This is a genomic window from Pigmentiphaga sp. (assembly GCF_019689535.1).
GTDB lineage: Bacteria > Pseudomonadota > Gammaproteobacteria > Burkholderiales > Burkholderiaceae_B > Pigmentiphaga.
Window position 1 is genome coordinate 1 of record NZ_JADGHH010000108.1, and the last position, 11,698, is coordinate 11,698.

Sequence of the window (11,698 nt, forward strand, 5' to 3'; positions counted from 1 at the left end):
ATCTGGCGCGTCATGGCGGGGGCCTCGATGGTGCGTATGCGAAGCGAGGCGCGCCGGGCGTGGCGGCGCACCACCGACAGAGGAAGAATGGCGTATAGGCCGGCGTCCTCGACCAGGTTGAGCATCGCCGTCATCGAGTAGATTTCGAACACGGGTTTGAACACGACGTCCTCCTGGCGTGCATAGTCTTCCAAGATCTCGCGCAGGTTGTGTTCGCGCGGCGTGAACACCAGCGGCAGGGACGCCGCAGCCGATAGCGGCATGGAGGCGGGCACAGTGTCGTCGTTCGGCCCCGCCAGCACGAGCTCTTCGTCGATGATGGGCGCGACGCTCAGCGAGAAGTGCCGGCGCGGTTTGTCCACGATGGCGGCGTCGATCTTGCCGGCCGCGACCCAATCGAAGAGCGGGCCGTTGGTGACCGTGACGTTGACCTTCGGGTAGGTGCGCGAGAATTCGATGAGCGCGTCGCTGAGCACGCTTTCGGCGAGCGAGGAAATCATTCCGACCACCACCTCGCCCCCGACCTCGCCCTTGCGCAATGTCATCTGTTCGCGCGCGTGGGACAGGTCCCGCAGGATGGGCAGGTACAGCTGGTACATGCGCCGCCCCGCGTCGGTGGGTTCCATGCCGCGGGCGCTGCGGACGAACAGTTTCTGCCCGAGTTCTTCTTCCAGCTTGACGATTTGCGCGCTGAGCGCAGGCTGCACCACGTTCATGCGGCGCGCCGCGCCGGTGACGGTGCCTTCCTCGAACAGGCAGATGAAGTACTGGATCTGGCGGAGTTCCAACTCGACCTTCTTTGCCTCGACGGCATAAGGCCCGGCAGGGGATGGGCCGGGGATGAGCCCGATTTTATCGGCATGGCGGGCGGCCCGCCGGCCAAGCTGGGGCCGGCGCCGCCGTCCCGCGGCGAAGGGCTGGCGGGCGACGCGGATGCGCCACGCATCCGGCGCACCGCGCCTACTGGTTTGCCTGAAGGGGGTAAACCCGCTATACTCGTATGGTTTGTCGGAAAGCAGGTCTTTGAGAGGGTGCCCATCGTCCGATGAAAAAAATCGAAGACGATCCGCGCCCCTTCGATGCTCGCACAAACGCTCGAGGAGGGAGGCAGCGGCAGGGGCATCGCCCGGCCCGGGTTGCTCCGCCTTGCGGCGTAGAGAACTCGAGGCAGGCCGACGAGCCCGATCTGTGGGGCTGGGAGGCCAGGGACGCCGAGCGCCTGCGGTCCAACGAACCGGTCGAGCCGATTCGGCTGACCGAGGCAGAAAGGATAGCGTTGCGTCAGCAGGCCGTGCGGGGCTTGCTGCATGCGATAATTGTTCAGGTTGCCGTCAGCTTGGTGGTTGCCGTGCTGGCTTACGCGGTGTCAGGGAGCGCTGCGGGAGGGTCGGCACTGGCTGGCGCCGCGGCATACGCCATTCCCAACGCCTTGTTCGCATTCACGCTGGTTTCGAGTGTGCACAAGCCGGGGGGAGCAAACCCCGCAACGTTTTTCTTCGGCGAGTTCTTCAAGATCGCCATCGCCGCCGTGTTCATCGTCGCGGTTGCGAAGTTCGGTCGCGAATGGCTCGTCTGGCCCGCCTTCCTGGCGGGTTTGGTGTGTGCGCTCAAAAGCCAGTGGCTGGCATTGGCTTTCGGCAAGAAGAATTGACGATGACGGCGCGGGCGGGACACCCCGGCCGGCATCATGAGTATTTCAAAAATCAGGTCGTAGGATAGAACCCCCCGATATGGCTTCCACCACAGCGCCGACCGCGTCCGAGTACATCGTCCACCACCTGGGACACCTGAACAACACCGGACAGAAGCAAACCCTCATTGCCGATTTCTCGGTCGTCAACTTCGACACGCTCTTCTGGTCCATCTCCATGGGCCTGCTGGCCGTGTTCCTGATGTGGCTGGGCGCCCGTCGCGCCACTTCGGGCGTGCCCGGCAAGATGCAGGCGTTCGTCGAAATCTTGGTGGAAATGGTGGACGAGCAGGCCAAGAGCATCGTCCACAACGCTACTTCCCGCCAGTTCGTCGCGCCGCTCGCGCTCACGGTGTTCATGTGGATCATCTTCATGAACGCCCTCGACCTGCTGCCGGTGGACCTGCCGCACTACCTGTTCGGCCTGCTCGGGCTCGATCACGTCATCCACTACCACCGCATCGTGCCGACGGCCGACCTGAACGCCACGATCGGCATGTCGCTCGGCGTGCTGCTGCTGATGCTCTACTACGGCATCAAGATCAAGTCGCCCGGCGGCTTCGTCAAAGAACTGTTCACCGCGCCGTTCCACGCGCACGGCGTCGGTGCCATCATCCTGGCACCGTTCAATTTCCTGCTGAACCTCATCGAATACGCAGCCAAGACGGTTTCGCTCGGCATGCGGTTGTTCGGCAACATGTTCGCCGGCGAGCTGATCTTCATGCTCATCGCGCTGCTGGGCGGCGCCTGGGCCGGGTTCAACGCCACCAGCGTTTTCCTCGGCATCGGGCACGTCATCGCCGGATCGATCTGGGCCATCTTCCACATCCTGATCGTCGTGCTCCAGGCATTCATCTTCATGATGCTCACCCTGGTGTACGTGAGCCAGGCGCACGAAGGACATTGATCCGGAGCGTCCCCGGCCGGGGAGGAACGTGTTCCGCCGCGGCCCTGGGGGTGGAAGGGTGTAGCAAGCGTTTCAGGAATACCGGAGTGCGGCAGGTTCGCCGTGATCCAGTAGCAAGTTAGCAGTATCCGTCGTTCCAATCTTCAACATAATTAGTCGTTTTTCGATTCACATATCAAGGAGTTGTCATGACCAACGTCGCTCTCGTCGCTCTCGCTTGCGGTCTGATCATCGGTCTGGGTGCCATCGGCGCTTGCCTGGGAATCGCGATCGTCGGTGGCAAGTACATCGAGGCTTCGGCTCGTCAGCCTGAACTGATGAACCCCCTGCAAACCAAGCTGTTCCTGCTGGCCGGCCTGATCGACGCGGCCTTCCTGATCGGCGTTGGTATCGCCATGCTGTTCGCCTTCGCGAACCCGTTCGTCGGCTAAGACCTCTATTCGACATGACCGCTCCGTGACGCGGCCACCGCCTCCGTCACGGATGATGTTCTTTTCCGAATAAGGAAACACCGTGAATCTGAACGCGACACTCGTCTTCCAGATGCTCGTGTTCTTCATTCTGGCGTGGTTCACGATGAAGTTCGTGTGGCCGCCTCTGATGAAGTCCATCGAAGAGCGCCGTCTGAAGATCGCCGAAGGCCTTGCCTCGGCCGAGAAAGGCAAGACCGAGCTGCTGCAGGCCGAGGCCCGCATCAGTCAGATCGAAGCTGCCGCCAAGGCCGAGAACCAGGCCCGTCTGGCCCAAGCCGAAAAGCAGGCTGCCGCCCTGATCGAGCAAGCCCGCAAGGAGGCCGAAGCGGAACGCGCCCGTATTCTCGAGCAGGCTCGCCAGGAGGCCCAGCAGGAAGCCCAGCGCGCTCGCGAAAGCCTGCGCGATGCCGTGGCCGAGCTGGCCGTCAAGGGCGCCGAGGAAATCCTCAAGCGCGAAGTCAACGCCCAGGTGCATGCCGAACTGCTCGGCCAGCTCAAGGCGCAGTTGTAAATGAACCCGCGCGGGTGGTACGGCAGCGTGCCGCTCTCGCGTTTGCGAATCACCTCGCTAACCGTATCAGGCATCGAGAGCCACCATGGCTGAACTGTCCACCATCGCCCGGCCATACGCTGAAGCGCTGTTCGGCGTTGCCCGTGCAGATAGCGCAGGCCTTGCCGCCTGGGCCGAGCTTGTCGCCGACATGGCGCAGGTCGCCGCGCACCCGGACGTGCGCAGCGCCATCGCCGATCCCAAGCTCGACAACGCACAGCGAGTCGAATTGTTTACGGCCCTGCTGAAGACGCCGCTGTCGCAGGCCGCGCGCAATTTCGTGACGCTGTTGGTCGAAAACGGCCGCTTGCTGCTGCTGCCCGAGATCGCATCGCAATTCCAGTGGCTCAAGAATCGCCACGAAGGCGCCGCGGATGCCGAGATCACCAGCGCGTTCCCGTTGACCGATGCCCAGGTTGCCGACCTGGTCGCCGGGCTGGAAAAGAAATTCGGCGTGAAGATCAAGCCCACCGTCCGGGTCGACGCTTCGCTGATCGGCGGCGTGCGCGTGTGCGTCGGGGATCAGGTGCTCGATACCTCCGTCCGAGCGCAGCTTGATCGCATGCGCGACGCGCTCGTCGCATAGTTCGGTCGCTGCGCCCTTATCGGCACCGAGAGTAAGGATTCCAGGAGTCAACCATGCAACTCAATCCGTCTGAGATCAGCGAATTGCTCAAGAGCCGCATCGAGGGCCTGAGCAGCTCTGCTGACATTCGCACCCAAGGCACGGTCGTTTCCGTGACCGACGGCATTACCCGCATCCACGGCCTGTCGGACGTGATGCAGGGCGAAATGCTCGAGTTCCCCAACAACACCTACGGCATGGCGCTCAACCTCGAGCGCGACTCTGTCGGCGCCGTGATTCTGGGCGACTACACCCACATTTCCGAAGGCGACACGGTCAAGACGACCGGCCGCATCCTGGAAGTGCCGGTGGGCCCGGAACTCAAGGGCCGCGTGGTCGACGCGCTGGGCCGTCCCATCGACGGCAAGGGCCCGATCAACACCAAGCTCACGGACGTGATCGAGAAGGTCGCCCCGGGCGTCATCGCGCGCAAGTCGGTGTCGCAGCCGGTGCAGACCGGCCTGAAGGCCATCGACTCCATGGTGCCCATCGGCCGCGGCCAGCGCGAGCTGATCATCGGCGACCGCCAGACCGGCAAGACCGCCGTCGCCGTTGACACGATCATCAACCAGAAAGGCAAGGGGATGACGTGTATCTACGTGGCGATCGGTCAGAAGGCGTCCACCATCAACAACGTGGTGCGCAAGCTCGAAGAGCACGGTGCGATGGAGTACACCATCGTGGTCGCGGCCTCGGCTTCCGAATCGGCCGCCATGCAGTACATTGCTGCCTACTCGGGCTGCACGATGGGCGAGTACTTCCGCGATCGCGGTGAAGACGCCTTGATCATCTACGACGACCTGACCAAGCAAGCCTGGGCCTATCGCCAAGTCTCGCTGCTGCTGCGCCGCCCGCCTGGCCGCGAAGCCTACCCCGGCGACGTCTTCTACCTGCACTCGCGCTTGCTCGAACGCGCCGCGCGCGTCAACGAAGAGTACGTCGAGAAGTTCACCAATGGCGCCGTGAAGGGCAAGACCGGATCGCTGACCGCGTTGCCCATCATCGAAACGCAGGCCGGTGACGTGTCCGCCTTCGTTCCGACTAACGTGATCTCGATTACGGACGGCCAGATCTTCCTCGAGACCGACCTGTTCAACGCTGGCATCCGTCCCGCCGTCAATGCGGGTATTTCGGTGTCGCGCGTGGGTGGTGCCGCGCAGACCAAGATCATCAAGAAGCTGTCCGGCGGTATCCGTACCGACTTGGCCCAGTATCGCGAACTGGCTGCGTTCGCGCAGTTCGCCTCCGACCTCGACGAGTCGACCCGTCGCCAGCTCGAGCGCGGCCGCCGCGTGGTGGAACTGCTCAAGCAGCCGCAGTACCAGCCGCAACAGGTCTGGGAACTGGCTGTCTCGCTGTTCGCTGCCAACAACGGTTACCTCGACGACGTCGAAGTCAAGGACGTGCTGACGTTCGAGAAATCCTTGAAGGAATACCTGAAGTCCAAGTATGCCGAGCTCGTCGGCCGCATCGAGGATACGAAGGATTTGTCCAAGGACGACGAGGCTGCGCTGCACGAAGCCATCAAGGATTTCAAGAAGAACGCTATCTGAACCCCCCTTTACGCGCCTAGGGGCCCGAGCGGGGCTCGGCGGCCGGCCTGACCGGCCCCGGCTCCCGCGATAGCAGGGCGGCAGCGGTCAGAGGGAAACAGAGAAGGGAAGATAGATGCCCGGAATCAAGGAAATCCGAACCAAGATCAAGAGCGTGCAAAACACGCGCAAGATCACCAAGGCGATGGAGATGGTCGCCGCATCCAAGATGCGCAAGGCGCAGGACCGGATGCGCGCGGCCCGCCCGTATGCCGACAAGGTGCGCAACATTGCCGCGCACATGGCGCAAGCCAACCCCGACTACGAGCATGCCTACCTGGCCAAGCGGGAAGAGATCAAAGCCGCCGGCCTGATCGTGGTCACGACCGACAAGGGCCTGTGCGGCGCGTTGAACACCAACGTCCTGCGCGCGGTGCTCAATCGCCTGAAGGAATCCGAAGCGAAGGGCATCAAGGTTCAGACGACGGCCATCGGCAACAAGGGCCTGACCTTCCTGACCCGCCTCGGCTCCAATGTCGTCTCCCAGGCGGTGCAGCTCGGCGACGCACCCAATCTCGAGCGGCTGATCGGCGCGATCAAGGTACAGCTCGACGCCTATGCCGAGGGCAAGGTCGACGTGGTGTACCTCGCGTACAACCGCTTCATCAACACGATGAAGCAGGAGCCCGTGGTCGAGCAGCTGCTTCCGCTGTCGGCCGAGCGTTTCGCGCAGACCGAGGAAGAGAAGAAGGCTTACTCGTGGGACTACATCTACGAACCGGACGCCAAGTCGGTCGTGGACGAGCTCCTGCTGCGCTACGTCGAAGCGCTGGTGTATCAAGCCGTTGCCGAAAACATGGCGTCCGAGCAGTCCGCCCGGATGGTGGCCATGAAGGCTGCATCGGACAACGCCAAGAAGGTGATCGACGAACTGCAACTGGTCTACAACAAGACCCGGCAGGCGGCCATCACCAAGGAAATTTCGGAAATCGTGGGCGGTGCGGCGGCCGTATAAGCCGACGCGACGTCTTAAAGAATCAGGAATCGAGGAATCGATATGAGCAACGGAACCATCGTTCAGTGCATCGGTGCCGTGGTGGACATCCAGTTCCCCCGCGACAGCATGCCCAAGATCTACGAGGCCCTCACGCTGGCTGACGAGAGCTCGGCTTTCGCCGAGAAGGGCTTGACCTTCGAAGTGCAGCAGCAGCTGGGTGACGGCGTCGTCCGTACCATCGCCATGGGCTCGTCGGACGGTTTGCGCCGCGGCATGAAGGTCGTCGCCACCGGCGCTCCCATTTCCGTGCCCGTGGGCACCGGCACGCTGGGCCGCATCATGGACGTGCTGGGTCGTCCCATCGACGAAGCCGGCCCCATCAAGTCCGAAGAGCGTCGCGCCATTCACCAGGAAGCGCCGAAGTTCGACGAGCTGTCCCCTTCCGTGGAGCTGCTCGAAACCGGCATCAAGGTTATCGACCTGGTCTGCCCGTTCGCCAAGGGCGGTAAGGTGGGCCTGTTCGGCGGCGCCGGCGTGGGCAAGACCGTGAACATGCTCGAGCTCATCAACAACATCGCCAAGCAGCACAGCGGTTTGTCGGTGTTCGCCGGCGTGGGCGAGCGTACCCGCGAAGGTAACGACTTCTACCATGAAATGGTCGAAGCGGGCGTTATCAACCTGGACAAGATCGAAGAGTCCAAGGTGGCGATGGTGTTCGGCCAGATGAACGAGCCTCCGGGCAACCGCCTGCGCGTGGCGCTGTCCGGCCTGACGATGGCCGAACGGTTCCGTGACGAAGGCCGGGACATCCTGTTCTTCGTGGACAACATTTACCGTTACACCCTGGCCGGTACGGAAGTGTCGGCCCTGCTGGGCCGGATGCCCTCCGCGGTGGGTTACCAGCCGACGCTGGCCGAGGAAATGGGTAAGCTGCAAGAGCGTATCACCTCGACCAAGACCGGCTCGATTACCTCCATCCAGGCCGTGTACGTGCCGGCGGATGACTTGACCGACCCGTCGCCCGCCACCACCTTCTTGCACCTGGACTCGACCGTCGTGTTGTCGCGCGACATCGCCGCGCTGGGTATCTACCCTGCCGTGGACCCGCTCGACTCCACCAGCCGCCAGCTCGACCCGCAGATCGTGGGCGAGGAGCACTACACCGTCGCGCGTGGCGTGCAGCAAACGCTGCAGCGCTACAAGGAGCTGCGCGACATCATCGCCATTCTGGGCATGGATGAGCTGTCGCCCGAAGACAAGCAGACCGTCAGCCGCGCCCGTAAGATCCAGCGTTTCCTGTCGCAGCCGTTCCACGTGGCCGAAGTGTTTACCGGTTCGCCCGGCAAGTACGTGCCGCTGAAGGAAACCATCCGCGGCTTCAAGATGATCGTCGAAGGCGAATGCGACGCACTGCCCGAGCAGGCGTTCTACATGGTCGGCACGATCGACGAAGCGTTCGAGAAGGCCAAGAAGCTGTAAGCCTCACCGACGCCCTGACGGCCGCCCGCGCGGCGGCTTCCCGGGGCCGGTATTCGCCTTGGGGCGGCCCGGCGGTTCTTGCCGCGGGGCGGCGCCGAGGGGCCGGATCAGCGGCGCCCCGGGTCTAGAGAGGCGGTTTTAGGATGAGGTGCAGGTGCTGCGCCGGTGCGCGGCACAGGAGAATTGAGTATGGCAACTATTCATGTAGACGTCGTGAGTGCGGAAGCGTCGATCTTCGCCGGCGAGGCGAAGTTTGTGACGCTGCCCGGCGAGGCTGGCGAATTGGGGATCCTGCCCGGCCACACCCCGCTGATTTCCCGCATTCGTCCGGGCGTGGTGAAGATCTCCCGCGCGGACAACGGCGAAGAAGAGCACATCTTCGTCGCCGGCGGTCTGCTCGAGATCCAACCGGGCGTCGTGACCGTGCTGGCCGATACGGCCATCCGCACCCGCGATCTGGACGAAGCCAAGGCCGAGGAGGCGCGCAAGGCAGCGGAAGAAGCCCTGCGCAACGCCAAAGACAAGGCCGAAGTGGCGGTCGTCGAGGCCGAGCTGGCGATGCTGGCTGCCCAACTCGCCGCCATTCGCAAGCTGCGGGGCGGCCGCGGTTAACGCGTTCAACCGGCACATCTTCCGTTGCATGGAAAGCCAGGCCGTTCGGCCTGGCTTTTTTTCTGAGTTGTAACCAATCGGCAAGACCTCGGTTCGCCGGGCCAGGGTTTTTGCATCGCGTATTCCGCGCCGGCAGGGCCGGCGCTGCTTCCCCGCCGCCAACAAATCGAAAACAAACCACGCCCCTGCGCGTGCTGCGGTGCAGGCCATGCTTGCTAGCATGAGCGCTGAGTCGACCAAGACGAGGCGTCGATATGTTGGCTTTCCTTCCGCTCGACTTCTTGCCGGCGGCGTACCGGGCCTGGTTCGTATTGGCCATCGCCATGGTGCTCGCCGCAGCAGTGGCGCTGGTCGTTCATCACATCGGCTTCTTGGTGCTGCGGCGCATTACTGCACCACGCCCGTATCTGCATGCGGCGGTGACGGGCGGCGCCATCCCGAGCCGGTTCGTGTTCGCGCTGCTGGCAATCCGGATGGTATTGAGCGGAGCGCCCGGGGAGATGCTCTTTACCCGGGGGCTCTCTTATTTGACGACGGTGTCGTTCATCCTGTGCCTGACCTGGTGGGCGAGCCGCTGTGTCAAGGCACTGAGCGACACGGCCATCCGGCTCAATCCGTATGACGTGGCCGACAATCTGCGCGCGCGCCGTATGTTGACGCAGACCCGGGTGCTGGCGCGCAGCGCCCATGCAGTGATCGTGCTGCTGGGCTTGTCTTTCGTATTGCTGACGCTGCCGGGGGTGAGGCAGATCGGTGCCAGCTTGCTCGCGTCGGCCGGCGTGGCGGGATTGGTCGCGGGCATTGCGGCGCGTCCCGTGCTTGGCAATTTCATTGCGGGGCTGCAGATCGCCTTCACGCAGCCCATACGCATCGACGACGTGCTCATCGTCAACGGGGAGTGGGGCAGGGTGGAGGAAATCACCGGCACATTCGTGGTCGTGCGTATTTGGGACGAACGACGCATGATCGTCCCCCTGCAATGGTTCATCGAGAATCCGTTCGAGAATTGGACGCACCGTACGTCGTCGCTGCTGGGCACGGTTTTCCTTTGGCTGGACTTCTCCGTTCCACTGGCGCCCGTGCGCAAGGAGTTCGAACGTCTATGCAAGGCGTCGCCGCTCTGGGATACGCGCGTGGCGGTGGTCCAGGTTACCGATACCACCGAGCGCGCCATGCAGGTCCGCTTCCTGGTCAGCGCCGCCAATTCCGGACAGGCGTTCGAGTTGCGCTGCTACCTTCGTGAGAGGTTGATCGCCTTCATTTGCGAGCATTACCCGGGCGGATTGCCGCGTGTGCGCGCGCAAGTAGGAGAAGATCGCGACGCCCCGCGCCCCCAAGGCAAGGTGGTTCCGGTGTAGCGCCGGTCAAGTGCACGGGCGCCCTGCCTTTGCACCTTAGGGTACCGCCATCTTACTTGCTTAGATAGCGTCGCCTTCGCTGCGAGCGCCGTCGCTCCTCACGTCGGAAACGTCGGTCCGGGCGCCACCATCCTGCTGGTGCTGCGCGTGGGCACCGCCGGAGCGTCCTTCCCGTTCTGATTCGAGCACTCGCACGTCATGGGCGCGCACGGGCAAGCCCCAGGCCAGCGCCGTAGTGACGAGAATCATGGAAGCGGCGGTGCGTAGGTTCTTGGGCTTGGTCATGCTGCGGTTCCTGCGTCGGACGGGCTCCAGTGTGCCGCAGAAATATTGCAGGAGCGCGGAGTGAAACACCCAATTTGTAGCAGGATATGAATCGCCGGGGGCGTTGAGGCGGCCAGGGATTAACGGCCGGCGCCCGCCGGGCTGAATAGGGGTTTTTGCGTTTGTGTATTGTGCGAATTGAGGGTTCCCGCGCGTCGCTCTAGCCTGAGGCCTCGGACAATATGGGATATGGCCATGAGGGGAACAATCGATTGCGCCGTATTGATGGTGCCTGATCACGTTCAATGGATGCTCGAGCTTACGGAGCGCTGGTCCGCTCCAGAGCGCATCGCCTTGCATTGTGTCTACCTGGAATCCGACCACACATCCCTGTGCTCGGCCGATGCCTTGCAGCGGTTGGCCCTGGCGCTCAAGCGCTACGACGCCTGCCTGCTCCCCGTGACGCTCGGCACGCTGGGCTGGACCCGTACGGCATTGGCCCTGGCGCGCGATTCCTTGCAAACGCCTGTGCTTGGCCTAGTGCGGGACATGAGTGCGGTGGGCTTGCAGGATTTGCTTTCGTTCGGCCTGCACGACTTCGTGCGCTATCCGATCTGCCCGGAAGAGTTCAAGACGCGATTGGCACATGCCGTCCGGTTGGGCGGGGAGCGGGGCTTCTCCAGCGAGGGCATGGCTTCCGGAGAAGACGAGCCGCTCGAATCCATGGATGCTGCGCCTGTGCTCGAGGAAGGCGAGCGCGAAGCTTTCCAGATCGCCAAGGCGCGGGTCGTGACCGAGTTTGAGCGCGGCTACATCGCCGACATGCTTGCGCGCTACCAAGGCAACATTTCCCAGGCCGCGCGCGCCGCCAGCAAGAACCGGCGCGCGTTCTGGCAGCTGATGCGCAAACATGCGATCACGGCCGAGCCGTATCGCAGAAAAGAGAGCGGGTGTCGTCCGTAACGGCGGGGTTGCCTCCGGTCGCCCCCCTGCGCTGTCGAGCATCCGGCCGAAGGGCGCGTGGGGGCCTGGCCGCCCCGGCCTACATGGCGCGCGGGCAGCGTAGGGGTGCCGGGACGGCCGGGCTCAAGAACGGCCGGTTGCGAACACCGACGCGAGGAAATCGACGAAGGCCTTGACGTGGGGAGGGGCGGGCCGCCGCGCGGTATACAGCGCGGCGATGGGCGGTCCGGGGCGCTTCCAGTCTGGCA

At 63.6% G+C, this 11,698-nt stretch carries 13 protein-coding genes; 11 read left to right on the plus strand and 2 right to left on the minus strand.

The features are described 5' to 3' along the window. On the minus strand, window positions 1-788 hold a 788-nt coding region (locus tag IRZ12_RS10725), incomplete at its 3' end, for a LysR family transcriptional regulator (RefSeq protein ID WP_296468202.1). 257 nt (window positions 789-1,045) lie between these two features. On the opposite strand from IRZ12_RS10725, the gene IRZ12_RS10730 reads away from it, so the two are divergent. From IRZ12_RS10730 to IRZ12_RS10775, 10 genes are all read left to right on the plus strand, one after another. Beyond that, on the plus strand, window positions 1,046-1,651 hold the full coding sequence (locus IRZ12_RS10730) for an ATP synthase subunit I (RefSeq protein ID WP_296468204.1): 606 nt from the start codon (window positions 1,046-1,048) through the stop codon (window positions 1,649-1,651). Window positions 1,652-1,730: 79 nt separating this feature from the next. Next, window positions 1,731-2,597 carry a F0F1 ATP synthase subunit A gene (gene atpB / locus IRZ12_RS10735; RefSeq protein ID WP_296468206.1) on the plus strand — a complete coding sequence of 289 codons (867 nt, stop codon included), beginning with the start codon at window positions 1,731-1,733 and terminating at the stop codon, window positions 2,595-2,597. Between the two features lie 188 nt (window positions 2,598-2,785). Then, entirely contained in the window at window positions 2,786-3,028 is a 243-nt protein-coding gene (gene atpE, locus IRZ12_RS10740; RefSeq protein ID WP_087782618.1) for a F0F1 ATP synthase subunit C, read from the plus strand. Between the two features lie 82 nt (window positions 3,029-3,110). Then, the gene (locus tag IRZ12_RS10745) at window positions 3,111-3,581 is read left to right on the plus strand and encodes a F0F1 ATP synthase subunit B (RefSeq protein WP_296468213.1); all 471 of its coding nucleotides are present in this window, start codon (window positions 3,111-3,113) and stop codon (window positions 3,579-3,581) included. Between the two features lie 85 nt (window positions 3,582-3,666). Beyond that, the gene (locus tag IRZ12_RS10750) at window positions 3,667-4,206 is read left to right on the plus strand and encodes a F0F1 ATP synthase subunit delta (protein ID WP_296468215.1); all 540 of its coding nucleotides are present in this window, start codon (window positions 3,667-3,669) and stop codon (window positions 4,204-4,206) included. A 53-nt stretch (window positions 4,207-4,259) separates the two neighbouring features. After that, window positions 4,260-5,798: a F0F1 ATP synthase subunit alpha gene (atpA, locus tag IRZ12_RS10755; protein WP_296468216.1), complete on the plus strand. Its 1,539-nt coding sequence runs from the start codon at window positions 4,260-4,262 to the stop codon at window positions 5,796-5,798. 115 nt (window positions 5,799-5,913) lie between these two features. Continuing rightward, complete coding sequence (gene atpG / locus IRZ12_RS10760; protein WP_296468218.1) at window positions 5,914-6,792, plus strand: F0F1 ATP synthase subunit gamma; 879 nt, start codon at window positions 5,914-5,916, stop codon at window positions 6,790-6,792. Between the two features lie 42 nt (window positions 6,793-6,834). Continuing rightward, entirely contained in the window at window positions 6,835-8,253 is a 1,419-nt protein-coding gene (atpD, locus tag IRZ12_RS10765; RefSeq protein ID WP_296468220.1) for a F0F1 ATP synthase subunit beta, read from the plus strand. 189 nt (window positions 8,254-8,442) lie between these two features. Further along, on the plus strand, window positions 8,443-8,865 hold the full coding sequence (locus IRZ12_RS10770; RefSeq protein ID WP_296468222.1) for a F0F1 ATP synthase subunit epsilon: 423 nt from the start codon (window positions 8,443-8,445) through the stop codon (window positions 8,863-8,865). Window positions 8,866-9,119: 254 nt separating this feature from the next. Then, a complete protein-coding gene (locus IRZ12_RS10775) occupies window positions 9,120-10,223 on the plus strand; it encodes a mechanosensitive ion channel domain-containing protein (protein ID WP_296468224.1) in 1,104 nt (367 codons plus the stop codon). A 60-nt stretch (window positions 10,224-10,283) separates the two neighbouring features. Here IRZ12_RS10775 and IRZ12_RS10780 read toward each other — a convergent pair whose 3' ends face one another. Further along, window positions 10,284-10,508, minus strand: coding sequence for a hypothetical protein (locus IRZ12_RS10780; protein WP_296468226.1), 225 nt, complete (start codon window positions 10,506-10,508; stop codon window positions 10,284-10,286). A gap of 234 nt (window positions 10,509-10,742) precedes the next feature. Here IRZ12_RS10780 and IRZ12_RS10785 point away from each other — a divergent pair, with 234 nt between their 5' ends. Beyond that, window positions 10,743-11,450 (plus strand): helix-turn-helix domain-containing protein, encoded by a 708-nt coding sequence (locus IRZ12_RS10785; RefSeq protein ID WP_296468229.1) that lies wholly within the window; start codon window positions 10,743-10,745, stop codon window positions 11,448-11,450. The last annotated feature ends 248 nt before the right edge of the window (window positions 11,451-11,698 follow it).